Here is a 17,122-nt window from a genome sequence, read left to right as displayed (position 1 = left end):
CGTGCGTGACGGCCTGCGTGGGCTGACCACCCGCGGCCGATCCTTCCTGGCGGCCGCGGTCGCCGCCGCGATCTCCGCCGCCATCCTCGGCGAGAAGGACCTGCTCCGGGTGGCCGTCCTGCTCGCCGTCCTGCCGCTGCTCGCCGCCGCGTACGTGGGACGCAGCCGCTACAAGCTCGCCTGTCACCGCACGCTGGAGCCGCACCGGGTGCCGGTCGGCTCCAGCTCCCGGGTGGTGCTGCGGCTGCAGAACCTGTCCCGGCTGCCCACCGGCACCCTGCTGCTGGAGGACCGCCTGCCCTACGCGCTGGGCAGCCGGCCCCGGGTGGTGCTGGAACGGCTCGGCGCGCACCAGGCCAGCTCCGTGGCGTACACGGTCCGCGCCGACGTGCGCGGCCGCTACGAGGTGGGCCCGCTGGTGATCCGGCTGACCGACCCGTTCGGGCTGTGCGAGCTGACCCGGTCGTTCCCCAGCACCGACCACCTCACCGTGATCCCGCAGGTCACCCCGCTGCCCTCGGTGCGGCTGCCGGGCGAGTACGCCGGCAGCGGCGACAGCCGGGCCCGCTCGGTCGCGGTGCACGGCGAGGACGACGCCGCCACCCGGGAGTACCGGATGGGCGACGACCTGCGCCGGGTGCACTGGAAGTCCACCGCGCGCACCGGTGAGCTGATGGTGCGCCGCGAGGAGCAGCCGTGGGAGAGCCGGGCCACCGTGGTGCTGGACACCCGGGCCGGCGGCCACCGCGGCGAGGGGCCGACGGCCAGTTTCGAGTGGTCCGTCTCGGCCGCCGCCAGCATCGCCGTGCACCTGCGTCAGGCCGGCTACAAGCTGCGCCTGGTCACCGGCAACGGCGTGGACGTCGATGCCACCGAGGCCGGCGGCGAGGGGGTGCTTCTCGACCATCTCGCCGAGGTGCACCTGGACCGGCGCGGCGAGATCACCACGCTGGTGCAGCAGGTCCGGCAGCGGGCCGACGGCGGCCTGATCATCGCGTTGTTCGGCACGCTCGGCGATGCCGAGGCGGAGCTGCTGGCCGGGCTGCGTGGCAACGGCGCCACCTGCGTGGCGTTCCTGCTCGACAGCAACACCTGGCTGAACCTGCCACCCAAGGCCCGGGTCGAGGCGGAGCGGTCGCACGGCAGCTCCGCCCTCGCCCTGCTGCAGAGCGGCTGGCGGGTCATCGGGGTGGAGCACGGCAACCGGCTGCCGGCGCTGTGGCCGCAGGCCGGCCGCGGCTCCCAGGGCTTCGCCCTGCGGGCGGCGCTGGCCGAGACGGTCGCCGGCGGCATGCGATGACCGGAAGGACGATTCGGTGACCCCGCACCGCAACATCGGTTTCGTCGCCGCCGCGGCGACCCTGCTGGCGGCGGCACCGCTGTCGGCGATCTTCGAGCGCTGGACGTGGCTGGTCCAGGCGGCCATCGTGGTCTCCGTGGTGGCCGGCGCGGCGGCGCTGAGCCGGTTGGGCCGGTTCCCGCTGTGGGGTCAGCTACTGGCCATGCTGGCCGGCCTGACCCTCGGCCTGACGTGGGTCTTCCCCGGCGGCACCGAGCTGCTCGCGTTCGTGCCCACCCCGGCCACGTTCGCCCACTTCGGCGACCTGCTCCAGACCTCGTTGCAGGACATGCGCGCGTACGGCGTCAAGGTTCCCGACGTCGACTCGCTGCTCTTCCTCGCCGTGCTCGGCATCGGCGCGGTGGCCGTGGTGGTCGACGTGCTCGCGGTCGGGCTGCGCCGGCCGGCGCTGGCCGGGCTGCCGATGCTGGCCATCTACTCGGTGCCGGTGGCGGTCTACGTGGACAGCGTCCCCGCCACCCCGTTCGTGGTGGGCGCCGCCGGCTACCTGTGGCTGCTGGTGACCGACAACGTCGACCGGGTGCGCCGGTTCGGCCGCCGGTTCACCGGCGAGGGGCGCGACGTCGACGTCTGGGAGGCGTCGCCGCTGGCCGCGGCGGGTCGCCGGCTGGCCGTGGTCGGCGTGCTGGTGGCGGTGGTGCTGCCGCTGGCGGTGCCGGGGATGACCGGCGGCCTGATGAGCAACGTCGGCGCCGGCCCCGGCGACGGCACCGGACGCCCCGGCCAGGGCGGCAGCACCGGCCGGATCGACCTGTTCGCCGCGCTGAGCGGCCAGCTCAACCAGAGCGAACGATTCGACCTGGTCAAGGTCACCACCAACGAGCCCAACCCGTTCTACCTGCGCCTGGGCGTGGTGGACGACCTGCGGCCGAGCGGCTTCCAGGCCCGCGTGCCGACCGGGCAGCCGGTCACCCGCGACCTGCCCGACCCGGCCGAGCGCTCCCCCCGCGGGGTCGAGCAGCGCACCTACCGGGCCACGGTCGAGGTGACGAAGAACCTCAACATGCCGCTGCTGCCGGTCTACGCCGAGCCGGTCCGCACCGAGGACCTGAACGGCAACTGGCGCTACGACCCCAACCAGCAGGTGGTCTTCTCCAACCGGGACAACGCGCGCGGCAAGCGCTACTCGTTCGACTACGTGCGGTCGACGTTCAGCCCGGGGGCGCTGCGCGCCGCGCCGGCCCCGCCGTCGGAGAGCGCGGTGATGCGGCAGCAGACCGCCACGCCGACGATCCCGGACGTCGACCGGCTGGTGGATCGGCTCACCCGGGGCAAGGAGACCAACTACGACAAGGTCCGGGCGGTCTACGACTACTTCTCGGTGGAGAACGGCTTCACCTACGCGCTCTCCACCCGCAACGGCAGCAGCGGCGCGGACATCACCGACTTCCTCGCCACCAAGGTCGGCTACTGCCAGCAGTACGCCGCCGCGATGGCCTGGCTGGTGCGGGCCGCCGGTGTGCCGGCCCGGGTGGCGGTCGGGTTCACCAACGGCAGCAACGTCGACGGTGGCACGTACGTGCTGACCAACCAGAACCTGCACGCCTGGACCGAGGTCTACTTCGGCGGGATCGGCTGGGTGCCGTTCGACGCCACCCCGGCCGCCAGCATCCCCGGCTCGGTCCGGTCCACCTGGGCCCCGGACACCGACGCGCCGGAGGAGATCGCCCCGGCGCCGGGCAGCAGCGCCGCGCCCGACGCGGCGAACCCGTCGGCCGGGCCGAACGAGCCGGACCGGCTCGACAAGGACGCCGACCAGGGTCTGGCGGTCGGCGAGAGCGGTCCGACCCAGCGGGACGCGGTCTGGCCGTGGTGGCTGGCCGGGGCGCTCGCGCTGCTGGCGCTGCTCGCCCTGCCGGCCCTGCGCCGCTCGGCGCTGCGTCGCCGGCGCCGGGTCCGGGCGACCGCGCCGACCGCCACCGCGGTGGCCGTACCCGGTCAACGGGGCGTGGCCCGCGAGATCGTGGTCGGGGTGGACGCCGAGGCGGCCCGCGCCGACGCGCACGCCGCCTGGGACGAGTTGCTGGACACGCTGGTGGACTTCCACGTCCCGGTCGACGGCACCGAGACCCCGCGGGCGACCGCCGAGCGGTTGACCCGGGAGGCGCTGGTCGAGGACGCCGGCGCGGCGACCGGGGTGCGGCTGCTGGGCCGGGCCGAGGAGCGGGCCCGCTACGCCCGCGAGCCGCTCACCGAAGCCGAGTTGCAGCCCGCGCTGCGCACGGTACGCGGGGCGCTCGCCGCGCGCGCGGACCGGCGTACCCGGCTGCTGGCGGCGGTGCTGCCGCCGTCGGTGCTGATGCGGTGGCGGACCGCCCTGGCCGAGCGGTCGGCCCGGCTGGTCACCACCAGCGGGCAGGCCCGGCTGTGGATGACCCGCTGGAGCCCGCGTCGCCTGCTGGCGGGCCGCCCGGCCCGCTGACCCACCACTCCCACCAGCCCTCATCGATCAAGGGCTTCGCGTGACCACCCGCGCGAGTTCCTGACGCGAACTCCTTGATCACGAGGGCGGATGCTCGGCGCTTGGAGATCTTGGTACGAAACAGCCCCTCCGGGGGCACCTTCGTACCAAGATCGCCGCCCTTCCCATGCGCCAGTCCCGCGCCGATCTTGGAGTTGTGGTGCCGCATTTAGTGGCGTGAAGCGGGCGAATCTGGGCGCCACAACTCCAAGATCGATGAAGCCGGGGCGAGAAGGCGATGCGCCGACGCACGTGGGTTGGCGGCGGCGGGGGCACTCCCGGTGCGGAACGGCCCGGGACGAGCACGGGCGCGGCGAGGACGGGTGCGGCGAGCACCGGCGGAGTGAGACACAAGTGGGCACGGGCATGACGGGGCCGGCGTGCTCGCCGACGAGTGTCGGCGAGCACGCCGGCCCCGTCGTCGCCCGGCCCGGGTCAGGGACCGGGCGTGGTCAGCGGTGGCCCTCCGGGCGCTGCCGCCAGCGGTCCTCCATCCGGTCGAGGAAGGAGCCCCGGCGACCGCCGCTGCGGCCACGGGGACGACGCCGGCTCGTCGTCGTGCCGCCGACCACGTGCAGGTCGGGCGACTGGGATCGGCGGTGCGACTGCACCGCGTAGCCCAACGAGGCCAGCATGACGACGAAGCCCGCCACGGCCACCGCAGGAATCTTGATCACGGCCCCGTAGATCAACAGGGCCAGACCAGCGACGACCACGCCGGCAGCGACGAGCACGCGACGCCGCGCGTGGAAGCGCGGGTCGCTGGCGCGCACGGCCGAGGCGAACTTGGGATCCTCGGCAAGCGACCGCTCGATCTGCTCGAACAGCCGCTGCTCGTGCTCCGAGAGCGGCACGGCACTCCTCCCCGGTCACGTTGGTCGGCCCGGTCGGGCCGACAGACCGTGGCAGCCAGCCGGCTGCTTACCCGCAAGTCTACGAGGGCCCTCGCGCGTCGGAAAGCGGGACGACCTACGGCCGGGTCGGTTTTTCGACTCGGCGCTGCTCGCGCCGCCCGAGAAGACTGGCCGGACCTATGACGGACCGCCCGAATCGGGCGGCCGCCGCGTCCGCCGCGGCCTCCGCCTCCCGCCAACCCCGCTCCGGCTCACCCAGGGTGAGCTGCCGTGGCGTCTCCTGCGCCGGGGCGAGCCCCTCCATCCGTACGCCGACCAGACGCACCGGCTCGGTCGGGGCGAGAACGCCCCAGAGCGCCCAGGCAGTGTCGAACATCTCCCGGGCGGTGTCGGTCGGCACGGCGAGGGTGCGGGCGCGACTGATCGTGCGGAAGTCGGCGAACCGGACCTTCAGCGACACCGTCCGGCCCACCTGCCCGGCCGCCCGCAACCGGACGCCGGCCTTGTCGGCGAGCGCGAGCAGGGCCCGCCGGATCTCGCCCGGGTCGGTCACGTCGGTCTCGAACGTGGTCTCCGCGCCGATCGACTTCTCCACGTGCTCCGGGGACACCCCGCGCGGGTCCCGCCCCCAGGCCAGCTCGTGCAGGTGCGCGGCGGACGCCTCGCCCACCGCCCGGCGCAGCAGGCCGGACGGCGCCTCGGCCAGATCGCGCACGGTGCGCAGGCCGAGCCGGCGCAACGCCTCCGCCGACCGCTCCCCCACGCCCCACAACGCCGACACCGGCAGCGGGTGCAGGAAGTCCAGCACCCGGTCGGCGGGCACCACGAGCAGGCCGTCCGGCTTGGCCCGGGTAGAGCCCAGCTTGGCCACGAACTTGCTCGACGCCACCCCCACCGAGCAGGTCAGCCGCTGCTCCTCGGCGACCCGGCGGCGGATCAGCGCGGCGATGGCCGCCGGCCGGCCGAACAGTCGCCGGGCGCCGGCCACGTCGAGGAACGCCTCGTCCAACGAGAGCGGCTCGACCAGCGGGGTGACGTCGCGGAAGATCCGCATGACCGCCCGGGACGCCTCCGAGTAGGCGGCGAAGTCGGGCGGCAGGTAGACCGCGCCCGGGCAGAGCGCGCGGGCCCGGGCGGTGGGCATGGCGCTGCGGACCCCGTGCCGGCGCGCCTCGTAGCTGGCCGAGCTGACCACGCCGCGCGGGCCGACACCGCCCACCACCACCGGCCGGCCGCGCAGCTCGGGGCGGCGGCGGACCTCCACCGAGGCGAAGAACGCGTCCATGTCGACGTGCAGGATGGAACAGCCGGTGTCGTCGGCGTCCGGCCCGAAGCGCGGATCGCCACCCCGGGGCAACGACTGGCTGCGACCCATGCCCCGCAGGCTAGCCCGCCGGTCCGACACCCGCGTCGGTCAGCCCCGGACCACCAGCAGCGGCACGGTCATCTCCGCGGCGGTGTCCGCGCCGTGGTACGCCACCAGCCGCGACACCATCGGCGGCTCCGAGCGGGTGGCGGTCACCGCGTACGTGTCCCGGCAGACCACCACCACGTCGCCGATCCGGGCCAGGTGCGCCTCCGGCACCGGCCCGAACCAGCCGGTCGCCACCGCCTCCGCCCGGGTCAGCACGTCCGCCGCGCCGCCCAGCACCGCCGTCCAGGCGGCCACCACGTCGGCCTCCGCGCCCGGCTCGACGTGCAGGTAGCGGACCCGGGGCTCACCGGCCACCACCCGGACCCCGGCCCGCAGCCGGGCGTCGGCGTCCAGGTCGATCCGGTGCCCGGCGGGGACGTCGAGCTGGCCGTGGTCGGCGGTGACCAGCAGCGCGGCGTCCGGCGGCAGCCCGTCGAGCAGCCGGGCCAGCAGCGCGTCCACCTCGGCGGCGGCCGACCGCCACGGCGCCGAGTCGACGCCGCTGAGGTGCCCGTGCCGGTCCAGGTCCGGGTGGTAGCCGGAGACCAGGGTGGGCCCCGCGCCGGCGGCCAGCGCGGCCAGCATCCGGGTGGCCAGCGCGTCGACCCCGGCCGCGCCCCGGTAGTCGCCGCCCCGGTTGGCGGCCAGGGTGAGGCCGCTGCCGGCGAACTCGGGGCGGCTCACCACGGTCACCGCCACCCCGGCCGCGCGGGCCCGCTCGTACCAGGTGGGGACCGGCTGCCAGCGGGACGGGTCCGGGTCGCCGGCCCAGTCGACGTGGGTGAGCACCCGGTCGGTGCCGGGCACCCGGACGGTGAAGCCGAGCACCCCGTGCACGCCCGGCGCGACGCCGGCGCCGAGGCCGACCAGGCTGGTCGGGGTCGTGGAGGGGAAACCCGCGGTGAGCGGGGAGCCGGTGGTGGCGGCCAGCCCGGCCAGCGTCGGCGCGTACGGCGCGGCGGTGGGGATCTGGTACCAGCCGAGCCCGTCGACCAGCAGCACGGCGAGCCGGCGTACCCCGGCCAGCCGGGGGGTCAGGCCCAGCAGGTCGACCGCGCCCGGGACACCGAACAGCGACAACGCGCTGGGCAGCACGTCGACCAGGCTGCCACCGCCGTAGCGGGGCGCGACCCGCTCCAGCGGCCCCGGGGCCGGGGCGGTCATGCCGGGCGGCGGGCGAACAGGTGCAGTTGGGCGGCGAGATCGCGGTACGGCGGCTTCGCCGCCAGGGCGTACTCCAGGTCGAGCAGGGCGGCCGGCTGACCGTCGGCCACCGCGGCCGGCAGCAGGTCGGCGAGGACGCGTACCCCGTGGATCTCCTCGACGGCGAGCCCGGCGGCGGTGAGCAGCGCGTCCGCGCCCTCGGCGTCGTAGCGGCGGCGCAGGGTGTCCCGGCCGCCGGCGGTGCCGTGCGGGTCGGCGGCGAGCGCGGCGGCGGCGTCGAGCTGGCCGTTCATCGCCCGGCCGAGCACGGCGGCGGCCCGCGCGGCGACCAGCACGCTGGCCGCGCCACCCGGGCGCAGCGCGCCGGCCAGCGCCGCGATCACCGGCTCCGGGGCGTCGACCACCTCCAGCACGGAGTGGCAGAGCACCAGGTCCACGGAGGCCGGCTCGACCAGCCCGGTGAGCGCGTCGGCGTCGCCCTGCGTCGCGCGTACCCGATCGGCGACCCCGGCCTCGGCGGCCCGGCGGGTCAGCGCGGCGAGCGCGTCGGGGCTGGCGTCGACCACGGTGACCCGGTGGCCGGCCTCGGCGAGCGGGACGGCGAAGCCGCCGGTCCCGCCGCCGACGTCGAGCACGGAGAGGCGTTCGCCGGCCCGCCGGTCCAGCTCGGCCCGGAGCACCGCCCAGATCACGGCGGTGCGGGGGGTGAGGGTTCGGGTCTGCTCCACGCCGCCGAGCGTAACCATGGCCCGGCCCGGTGTCAGGACTCGCCGCCGCCGGCCGGGTCCTCCTCGGCGCGGGAGCGCTGCGTGTTGGCCACCGGGCCGTCGGTCACCTGGTGCTCGCGCGGCTCGATCTCGTGGGTGGGCGCCCACCCGGCGCCGAGACGGGTCCGCCGGGCGTTGGCCACGCCGCCGGGGTACGTGCTGTGAAAGGTCATCGTTCATCCCCCATACCGGGGTGGGCGACTCTGCCCACCCGCGTCCGGGAGTCTCCCGTGTCCGGCTCCCGGAAACCGTAATGTGGATCACTACCATCAACGGAAATCCCGGGACGCCGGCGTGACGGGCGGCTCGATCGCGTCCAGCCGGTCCGCGGTGAGGTTCGTGACGCCCTCGTGCCGCTGCAACCGGCCCCGCACCACCAGCGCGCCGCTGGTGCGGGCGATTCGACGGTAGCGCTGCCACAGCCCCGGGGAGCAAGTGACATTCAGCATGCCGGTCTCGTCCTCCAGGTTGAGGAACGTGACCCCGCCGGCGGTCGCCGGGCGCTGCCGGTGGGTGACGATCCCGCCGACCCGGATCCGCTGCCCGGGCTCCACCCGGCCGAGCCGGGCGATCGGCACCGCGCCCAGCGCGTCGAGCCGGTCCCGGATGAACCGGGCCGGGTGGCTCTCCGGGGACAGGCCGGTGGCCCAGACGTCGGCGACCAGCCGGTCCACGTCCGCCATGCCGGGCAGGGTGGGCGGGTCCACGCCGGTCACCGTGCCGGGCAGCCGGCCGGGCCGGTCCTGGGCCGCCGCGCCGGCGGCCCAGAGGGCCTGCCGCCGGGTCAACCCGAAGCAGGCGAAGGCGTCCGCGGTGGCCAGCGCCTCCAGGTGCGCGGCGGTGAGACCGGCCCGCCGGGCCAGGTCCGGCATGTCCCGGTACGGCCCGTGCGCCGCCCGCTCCGCCTCGATCCGCTCGGCCACCTCGTCGCCGAGGGTACGGACGCTGCCCAGCCCCAGCCGGACCACCGGACCGTTCAGCCCCCAGGCGTGCGGCGGCTCGCCCGGCACGCTGCCCCACCGGGTCTGCGGCGTGGACTCCAGCACCGCCTTGGCGCCGCTGGCGTTGACGTCCGGCCGGCGGACCTCCACCCCGTGCCGGCGGGCGTCGTCGGCAAGCGTCTGCGGCGAGTAGAAGCCCATCGGCTGGGCGTTGAGCAGCGCGGCCAGGAACGGGCCCGGGTGGTAGCGCTTGAGCCACGAGCTGGCGTAGACCAGGTAGGCGAAGCTCATCGCGTGGCTCTCCGGGAAGCCGTAGCTGGCGAACGCGGTCAGCTTGCGGTAGACGTCGTCGGCCAGCTCGCCGGTGATGCCCCGCTCGGCCATCCCGGCGTAGAGCCGGTCGGCGATCCGCGCCATCCGCTCCACCGACCGTTTCGCGCCCATCGCCCGGCGCAACTGGTCGGCGCCGGCCGCGTCGAACCCGGCCAGGTCGATGGCGAGCTGCATGAGCTGCTCCTGGAACAGCGGCACGCCGAGCGTCTTCTCCAGCGCGTTGCGCATCAGCGGGTGCGCGTACGTCACCGGTTCCTGGCCGTTCTTGCGCCGGATGTAGGGGTGCACCGAGCCGCCCTGGATCGGGCCGGGACGGATCAGCGCCACCTCCACCACCAGGTCGTAGAACTCGCGCGGCTTGAGCCGGGGCAGGGTGGCCATCTGGGCCCGGCTCTCCACCTGGAACACCCCGACCGAGTCGGCCCGGCAGAGCATGTCGTAGACCTCGGGGTCGTCCAGCGCCATCCCGCCCAGATCCAGGCTCATCCCGATCATGTCGTAGCCGTAGTGCAACGCGGACAGCATGCCGAGGCCGAGCAGGTCGAACTTGACCAGGCCGACGGCGGCGCAGTCGTCCTTGTCCCACTGGAGCACGCTGCGCCCCGGCATCCGGCCCCACTCCACCGGGCACACCTCGATCACCGGCCGGTCGCAGATCACCATGCCGCCGGAGTGGATGCCCAGGTGCCGGGGGAAGGTCTGCAACTCGTTGGCGTACGCGACCACCTGCTCGGGGATGTCCGCCACGTCGACCGCGGCGACCGAGCCCCACCTGTCGATCTGCTTGCTCCAGGCGTCCTGCTGGCCGGGCGAGAAGCCGAACGCCTTGGCCACGTCCCGCACCGCCGAGCGCGGCCGGTAGGAGATGACGTTGGCGACCTGGGCGGTGTGCTCCCGGCCGTAGCGGGCGTAGACGTGCTGGATCACCTCCTCCCGGCGGTCGGACTCGATGTCCACGTCGATGTCGGGCGGGCCGTCCCGTTCCGGGGCGAGGAAACGCTCGAACAGCAGCCGGTGCCGCACCGCGTCCACGTTGGTGATGCGTAGCGCGTAGCAGACCGCCGAGTTGGCCGCCGACCCCCGGCCCTGGCAGTAGATGTCCTGCGCGCGGCAGAACGCGACGATGTCGTAGACCACCAGGAAGTAGCCGGGGAAGCCCAGCTCCTCGATCATCCGCAGCTCGTGCGCCAACTGCGCGTACGCCTCCGGGTGCGCCTCGGGCGGGCCGTAGCGCTCCCGGGCGCCGTCCATGGTCAGCCAGCGCAGCCAGCTCATCTCGGTGTGCCCGGCCGGCACCGGGTACGCCGGCAGTTGCGGCGCGACCAGGTGCAGGTCGAACGCCAGCTCCGCGCCGAACTCGGCGGCCCGCGCCACCGCGCCCGGGTACGCGGCGAACCGCGCCGCCATCTCCGCGCCGCTGCGCAGGTGGGCGGTGGCCGCGGCGGGCAGCCACCCGTCGATCTCGTCGAGGCTGCGCCGGGCCCGGACCGCGGCCAACGTGGTGGCCAGCCGACGCCGCCCCGGGGTGGCGTAGTGCACGTTGTTCGTGGCCACCGTGGGCAGCCCGGCCGCGGCGGCCAGCTCGGCGAGCGCGTCGTTGCGGTCGGCGTCGACCGGATGGCCGTGGTCGGTCAGCTCCACCGCCACCGTCTCCGCGCCGAACAGCGCGGTGAGCCGGTCCAGCTCCCGGGCCGCCGCGTCGACCCCCTCGGTGAGCAGCGTGGCGGGCACGTGCCCCTTGCGGCAGCCGGTGAGCACCAGCACGTGGTCGCGCAGCTCGTCGGCGATCTGCTCCAGCTCCCCGTAGACCGGTCGGCCCTTCTCCCCGCCGCGTAGCTGGGCCCGGGAGACGGTGGCGGCGAGGCGGGCGTACCCCTCGTGGCCGTGCGCGAGCACCAGCAGGTGCCGGCCGAGCGGGTCGGGCTCGCCGTTCTGCGGGCCGGGCAGCCCGAGGGACAGCTCCGCCCCGAAGATCGTCGGCAGCCGCAGCGCACGGGCCGCCTCGGCGAAGCGCACCACGCCGTAGAAGCCGTCGTGGTCGGTGACGGCGAGCGCGGTGAGCCCCAGCCGGGCGGCCTCCTCGGCCAGCTCCTCCGGGTGGCTGGCCCCGTCGAGGAAGCTGAAGTTGGAGTGCGCGTGCAGCTCCGCGTAGGGCACCGTGCCGTCCGGGCGCTCCAGCTCGGGCGGGTGGTATTCCTGGCGCTTGCGGCTCCAGGCCGGGGAGTCGCCGCCGTCGGCGTCGACCGCGAGCGGGTCCACCACGTGCAGGTGCCGCTCACCCCCGCCGCGCTCGCCCTTCGCCCGCCCGGAGAGCACCTGCTCCAGCTTCGACCAGGGCATCTTCGGGTTGTGGAAGCTCACCTGGCGCTCCCCCGGCCGAGATCTTGGTACGAAATGGCCCCCGGAGGGGCACTTTCGTACCAAGATCTTTCTGCTTCCTGGCAGGTGGAACGCGCAACCCGGAGGGTGGGAAGAGTGCCGACTCGACCGACCGGGCACCGCCGCTCAGTCATAGATGGCCTCCACCAGCCACTGCCCGCCCTCGACCGCGAGCAGCAGCGCGGTGCCGTCGGCCAGGCAGACCTGGAACCGGGCCCGGCGACGCGCCTCGGCCGGTGCCCACCAGCGTTCGTCCACCGGCCACGGCCCGGCCCAGCCGGAGATCTCGGCCGGCCGGCCGGCGCCCACGGTCAACCGGGCCGGCGCCGCGCTGACCGCCAGCCGGGCGCTCACCACGACCGGCTCCCCCGCCGCGTCACGCACCTCGGCCGACAGCGGGGTGGGCAGCACCACGGCCGGTGACGGCGGCGGGATCCGCCCCGGCCACGGCGGCTCGGCCACCGCCCCGCCCCGGCCGGCCCGACCACCGGCCCGCCTCGCCACCCCGCCCGGACCGACGGACGCGGTCGACGCCGCAGCCGCGCCGGACCGCCCGACCGGAACACCGGCCGACGTCGACCGCCCGGCCGGAGTCGACGGCACGGCCGGAGTCGACCGCCCGGCCGGAGTCGACCGCCCGGCCGGAGTCGACCGCCCGGCCGGAGTCGACCGCCCGGCCGGAGTCGACCGCCCGGCCGGAGTCGACCGCCCGGCCGGAACACCGGCCGGAGTCGACGGCACGGCCGGAACACCGGCCGAAGTCGACGGCACGGGTGCCGGCGCCAGAGCCGGCGGGGTGGCGCCCGGCCGCAGGAGGGCCGGCAGCGGCGGCGGGCCGGGGCGGGTGGGCACCCGCTCGTCCCCCACGGGACCAGGCGCACCTGGTCGGCCGGGGAACGCCCGCCGCCGAGCACGGCGGTGACCACCGCCTCGGGCCCGAGGATGCCCTGGACCCGACTCAGCGCCCGGTGCGCCCGGTCCCGCTCCGCGCCGGTCTCCCCCCACAGCCCGGGTTGCAGGCCGGCCTGGGCGAGCACCCCGTCCGGCACCAGCCGCAGCCGGACGATGCCGGCGGTCGGCCGGGTCGGGCGGGCGCCGCCCCGGCCGTTGCTGCCGGAGAGCCAGCCGTCGAGCTGCCAGCGGACCCGGTCGGCGATGGCCGCGGCGGTGAGCAGGCCGTCGTGCCGCCACACCCGGTGCAGCTCCTGGCCGTGCGCGGTGACCGCCTCGATGCCGAGCCGGGTGCAGGCCAGCCCGTACGCGGCGAGCCGCTCGTGCAGGCGCTCGGCCAGCGTCCGGGCGGCGAACGCGGCGGCGTCGACCCGGTCGATCGGCTCGTCGTGCTCGGCGGTGACGGTCAGGTCGGCGGGCGGCTGCCGGACCGCGAGCGGACGGTCGTCGCGCCCGGCGGCGAGCCGGTGCGCCAGCGCCCCGTCGAACCCGAACCGGGCCAGCACGTCCCCGGCGGGCAGCGCGGCGAAGTCGCCGAGGGTGCGGATCCCGAGCCGGCGAAGCAGGTCGGCCAGGGCCGGCCGGCCGAGCGCCTCGACCGGCCGGCCGGCCAGGAACTCCGTGGTGCCGCCCGGCGGCACGATCCGCCCCTCCCGGGCGGCCAGCCCGGCCGCGAAGACCCCGTCGGCGACGCCGACCTGGCTCTCCACCGCGCAGCTCTGGGCGACGTGCTCGACGATGCGCTCGGCCGCCGCCTCCTCGCCGCCGAGGTAGCGGCTCGGCCCCCGGGCGGCGGTCGCGCACGCGCCGGGCCGGATCACCTCGACGCCGGCGACCACCTCCTCGACGGCGGCCACCACCGGCTCGAACGCCCGCGCGTCCCGACCGGGGTCGTGGTCGACGACGGTGAGCCCGGGGCAGCGGCCCTGCGCCTCCCGCCGGCGCAGCCCGCGCCGGATCCCCTCGGCCCGGGCCCGCTCGGAGCAGGCGACCACCCGGTTGGCGTGCAGCACCACGACCGGGTCGGTGGCGGGCACCCCGTCGACGATCTCGGCGGCGAGGACGGGCCAGTCCGGGCACCAGAGCAGCAGCGCCCGGGGCGGGACGCCGCTCACCGGCCCGTCCCGGCCACGGTGAGCGGACGGGCGACCGGGGTCACCACGCGCAGCCGGCGGGTCGGGGCGGCGGCAGGGACGCCGGAGCCGGCGGAGCGGGGGATCACCCGGGTCAGCTCGTCGCCGGGCAGCCACAACTTGATCTCCTTGGGCCGGGCGGCGGCGCCCCGGCCACGGGCCGAGACGGTCACCTCGCGGCGGCGCAGCCGCCCACGGCCCGGCCCGAGCCCTTGCCAGACACCCCGGACCACCTGGAGCGTCACGTCCGCGCCGTCCCACCGGCCGTACGGGACCAGCACGCTGCCGCGCTGCCGGGCGCGGGCGGCCAGCCGGGCGGAGACCGAGGCGGCGACCGAGGCCGGCACGGCGGTGACCACCACGTCGACCCCGTCGATGAGCGCGGCCACCACGGTGGGCCACTCCGGCCCGGGGTCGGGCACCAGGGCGAGCCGGTCCAGGGCGATCCCGGCCTCGGCCGCCGCGCCGGCCCCGAAGGTGGGCACGCCGACCACGGCGCACCACGAGCCGGCCCGGGACGCCTCGGCGAGCAGCGCCAGGATCAGCGAGGTGGCGCCGCTGTGCCGGGGCTGGCCGAGACCGACCGCGACGGTGCTGCCCCGCCGCAACCCCCGGTGGGGCAGCAGCCCGGTCAGCTCGGCCCGCACGGGGAGCATCCGATGGCCACCGGCCGGGTCGGGCGCGCTCGCCGGGCGCACCAGATCGGCCAGGGCGGCGGAACCGACCACCATGCGGCCCGCCATCGGACCAACCCCCCGTCGTGTTTCGCCACGGGCCCGGCCCGTGGATGGTGCTGTGGATCGTGTGGTGCGGTGGAGCGGCGCCCGGCCACCCGGGTCCCGCCGATGGCGGCCGGGCGCCACGACTCAGGCGGCGGCCGCCCCGGGACGCGGCGCGGCCGTCGAACCGGGACGCGGCGCGGCGGCCGGGCCGGAGCGCGGCGCGGCGTCGGACCCGCCGGGCCGGAGCGGCCGGTGCAGGCCGTCGAACGCGGGTTGGTGCGCCAGGCCGAGCGCGGTCTCCACCACGGTCACGAACTGTTCGGCGGCGCGCAGCAGATCGTCGGCCTCCCGGGCGGTGACCACCCGGGGGATGCCGGCCTCGGCGGCGGCCCGCTTGCTGGCGCCGGCGGCGAAGAGGGCGGCCCACTCGTCCAGCTCGGGGGCGACGGTGGCGAGCAGCACCCAGACGCTGGTGATCCGGTTGCGGCGGGTAGGTGCGGGGCGGGCCCGGGCGGCGAGCACGGCGGCGGCGGCGCGCAGCGCCGCGAGGTGGGCGGCGGCGTAGCGGAGGCCGTCGGGGCGGGTGCGGGCGGCTTCGACCAACCCGTCGCGGGCCACCACGAGCAACTGGGCGGGGGTGCGGTGCGGCAGCACGTGCGCGGGCACCGTGGGCGCCTGGGCCGGACTGGTCGACATGGGTCTCTCCTCCGCGAGTGGCCGGGGCGGGCGGTCGCGCGACGGGGAACCGTCGCCCGGTCGCCCGGAGCGGTCGGTGCGGAGGAAGACGCACCTCAGGTGGCGGCCGGCCGGGTGTGGACGCTTCCCCACACCCACACCCGGCCGACGTGCCGGCGGGTCCGTCGCCCGCCGCCCGGGGGTCGTGGGCGGCGGGCGACGACCTGCCTGACGGGCTCGGACTCGCGACTGTCCGAGGCCCGGTGCGGCCCGCGGAGCCGCACCTTCCGGAAGCCGGTGCCGCGAAACACCGCTTCCGGAGCGTGGTGAACGGTGTGCGCCCGACCGTGTCGGCGGGGAACCGATCGCGATCTAATCGAACACTCGTTCTAACTACCCTGACAGTACACCTCCCCACCGACGAAAACGCAATGTGTGACGCGCCGGGGACCCGCCGTCGGGTGGTACGGATTCTCAGCCGGGGCACAGCCTCGGCAAAGGAGAACCGGAACTCACCGGCAGACGGTTACCCCATGAACGTCTGCCGTACCGAAAAGACCGTCCGGTGACCGCCGCCGTGGCCGACCGGCGGGCCGTACGCCCGGCCCTGCCGGCCGCCCCGGCCTGGTGGGCCGACGTCGCCGGCACCCTCGCGGCGCTCAGCCTGCTGGTGGTCACCGCGCTGTGGACCGCCGACCGGGGGGTGCAGGAGCTGCTGGCCGGCGCGGCCACCGGGCTCACCTCGCTCGGCCGGCTCACCGGCCTGCTCAGCGCCGACCTGATGCTGATCCAGGTGGTGCTGATGGCCCGAGTGCCGCTGCTGGAGCGCCGCTTCGGTCAGGACCGGATCGCCCGCTGGCACCGGCTCGCCGGCTTCACCTCGTTCCACCTGCTCCTGGCGCACGTGCTGCTGACCGTCCTCGGCTACGCCGGCACCGCCCGGCAGGGCGTGCTCGCCGAGACCTGGGACCTCGTCGTCACGTACCCCGGGATGCTGCTCGCCACCGCGGCGCTGGCGCTGCTGGTGCTGGTGGTGGTGACCTCGGTCCGCGCGGCCCGGCGGCGGCTGCGCTACGAGTCCTGGCACCTGCTGCACCTCTACGCCTACCTGGGCGTCGCGCTGGCGCTGCCGCACCAGCTCTGGACCGGCGCCGACTTCCTCGCCTCGCCGCTCGCCCGCGCCTACTGGTGGACGGTCTACCTGCTGGCGCTGGCCAGCGTGCTGGTCTGGCGGATCGGCCTGCCGGCCTGGCGCTCGCTGCGGCACCGGATCGAGGTGGCCGCGGTGGTGCCCGAGGCGCCCGGCGTCACCTCGGTCTGGCTACGCGGGCGGGACCTGCACCGGCTGCCGGTCCGGGCCGGGCAGTTCCTGCTCTGGCGGTTCCTGGACGGCCCCGGCTGGTCCCGGGCACATCCGTACTCGCTGTCCGCGCCGCCGCACGGGGACCTGATGCGGATCACGGTCAAGGACCTGGGCGACGACAGCGCCCGGGTGGCCGCCCTGCGCCCCGGCACCCGGGTGCTGATCGAGGGGCCGTACGGGCGGCTCACCGGGCAGCACTGGCGCGGCGGCGGGATCACCATGCTGGCCTGCGGCGTCGGTATCACCCCGCTGCTCGCGCTGCTCTGGGAGCTGCCGTACGCGCCCGGCCGGACGGTGCTCGCCTACCGCGCGCGTACCCCGGAGGACCTGGCCTTCGCCGACGAGCTGGACCGGCTCGCCGCCGAACGCGGGTTGATCGTGCACCACCTGGTCGGCCCCCGGGCGGCGCAGCCGTCCTGGCTGCCCGCGTACGCCGAGGGGCTCGCCGACGCCGAGGCGCTGCGCCGGCTCTCCCCCGGGGTGGCCGGGCACGACGTCTTCCTCTGCGGGCCGGACGGCTGGGTCGACGCCGTCCGCGCCGCGACCCGCGCGGCCGGGGTGCCCGACGCGCACGTCCATCACGAACTGTTCGCCTGGTGACGGGC

At 76.1% G+C, this 17,122-nt stretch carries 11 protein-coding genes and 1 pseudogene; 3 read left to right on the top strand and 9 right to left on the bottom strand.

Annotated elements, in window-relative coordinates; translation table 11 throughout:
- Position 1: 1 nt before the first annotated feature.
- Complete coding sequence (locus tag H1D33_RS02845; RefSeq protein ID WP_181569537.1) at positions 2–1,300, top strand: DUF58 domain-containing protein; 1,299 nt, start codon at positions 2–4, stop codon at positions 1,298–1,300.
- Between the two features lie 16 nt (positions 1,301–1,316).
- Entirely contained in the window at positions 1,317–3,782 is a 2,466-nt protein-coding gene (locus H1D33_RS02840; protein WP_181569538.1) for a transglutaminase TgpA family protein, read from the top strand.
- 491 nt (positions 3,783–4,273) lie between these two features.
- On the opposite strand, the gene H1D33_RS02835 is transcribed toward H1D33_RS02840, so the two are convergent.
- From H1D33_RS02835 to H1D33_RS02795, 9 genes and pseudogenes are all read right to left on the bottom strand, one after another.
- Positions 4,274–4,675, bottom strand: a complete 402-nt coding sequence (locus H1D33_RS02835; protein ID WP_181569539.1) for a DUF3040 domain-containing protein — start codon at positions 4,673–4,675, stop codon at positions 4,274–4,276.
- 115 nt (positions 4,676–4,790) lie between these two features.
- Positions 4,791–6,050: a DNA polymerase IV gene (locus H1D33_RS02830; RefSeq protein WP_181569540.1), complete on the bottom strand. Its 1,260-nt coding sequence runs from the start codon at positions 6,048–6,050 to the stop codon at positions 4,791–4,793.
- A gap of 39 nt (positions 6,051–6,089) precedes the next feature.
- Positions 6,090–7,253, bottom strand: coding sequence for an alkaline phosphatase family protein (locus H1D33_RS02825; RefSeq protein WP_181569541.1), 1,164 nt, complete (start codon positions 7,251–7,253; stop codon positions 6,090–6,092).
- Positions 7,250–7,999 (bottom strand): methyltransferase domain-containing protein, encoded by a 750-nt coding sequence (locus tag H1D33_RS02820; RefSeq protein ID WP_181569542.1) that lies wholly within the window; start codon positions 7,997–7,999, stop codon positions 7,250–7,252. The genes H1D33_RS02825 and H1D33_RS02820 overlap by 4 nt, the downstream gene beginning before the upstream one ends.
- A 14-nt stretch (positions 8,000–8,013) precedes the next feature.
- Positions 8,014–8,193, bottom strand: a complete 180-nt coding sequence (locus H1D33_RS02815) for a hypothetical protein (RefSeq protein ID WP_181569543.1) — start codon at positions 8,191–8,193, stop codon at positions 8,014–8,016.
- A 96-nt stretch (positions 8,194–8,289) separates the two neighbouring features.
- Entirely contained in the window at positions 8,290–11,655 is a 3,366-nt protein-coding gene (locus tag H1D33_RS02810) for an error-prone DNA polymerase (RefSeq protein WP_181569544.1), read from the bottom strand.
- Positions 11,656–11,799: 144 nt separating this feature from the next.
- Positions 11,800–13,739, bottom strand: a pseudogene (locus H1D33_RS02805) (DNA polymerase Y family protein).
- Positions 13,736–14,500 carry a hypothetical protein gene (locus tag H1D33_RS02800; protein ID WP_181569545.1) on the bottom strand — a complete coding sequence of 255 codons (765 nt, stop codon included), beginning with the start codon at positions 14,498–14,500 and terminating at the stop codon, positions 13,736–13,738. Before H1D33_RS02800 ends, H1D33_RS02805 begins: the two are co-directional and overlap by 4 nt.
- Positions 14,501–14,623: 123 nt before the next feature.
- Positions 14,624–15,175: an SAV_6107 family HEPN domain-containing protein gene (locus H1D33_RS02795; RefSeq protein WP_181569546.1), complete on the bottom strand. Its 552-nt coding sequence runs from the start codon at positions 15,173–15,175 to the stop codon at positions 14,624–14,626.
- Between the two features lie 544 nt (positions 15,176–15,719).
- Here H1D33_RS02795 and H1D33_RS02790 point away from each other — a divergent pair.
- Positions 15,720–17,117: a ferredoxin reductase family protein gene (locus H1D33_RS02790; protein WP_181569547.1), complete on the top strand. Its 1,398-nt coding sequence runs from the start codon at positions 15,720–15,722 to the stop codon at positions 17,115–17,117.
- The last annotated feature ends 5 nt before the right edge of the window (positions 17,118–17,122 follow it).

The organism is Micromonospora ferruginea, assembly GCF_013694245.2.
GTDB lineage: Bacteria > Actinomycetota > Actinomycetes > Mycobacteriales > Micromonosporaceae > Micromonospora > Micromonospora robiginosa.
The sequence above is the reverse complement of the archived record's forward strand: the minus strand, read 5'-3'. Positions and strand labels throughout refer to the sequence as shown.

What these genes read in the sequence shown, in the direction of transcription:
- H1D33_RS02830 (WP_181569540.1), bottom strand. Translation starts at nt 6,050, where the DNA reads ATGGGTCGCAGCCAGTCGTTGCCCCGGGGTGGCGATCCGCGCTTCGGG.
- H1D33_RS02825 (WP_181569541.1), bottom strand. Translation starts at nt 7,253, where the DNA reads ATGACCGCCCCGGCCCCGGGGCCGCTGGAGCGGGTCGCGCCCCGCTAC.
- H1D33_RS02820 (WP_181569542.1), bottom strand. Translation starts at nt 7,999, where the DNA reads ATGGTTACGCTCGGCGGCGTGGAGCAGACCCGAACCCTCACCCCCCGC.
- H1D33_RS02815 (WP_181569543.1), bottom strand. Translation starts at nt 8,193, where the DNA reads ATGACCTTTCACAGCACGTACCCCGGCGGCGTGGCCAACGCCCGGCGG.
- H1D33_RS02800 (WP_181569545.1), bottom strand. Translation starts at nt 14,500, where the DNA reads ATGGCGGGCCGCATGGTGGTCGGTTCCGCCGCCCTGGCCGATCTGGTG.
- H1D33_RS02795 (WP_181569546.1), bottom strand. Translation starts at nt 15,175, where the DNA reads ATGTCGACCAGTCCGGCCCAGGCGCCCACGGTGCCCGCGCACGTGCTG.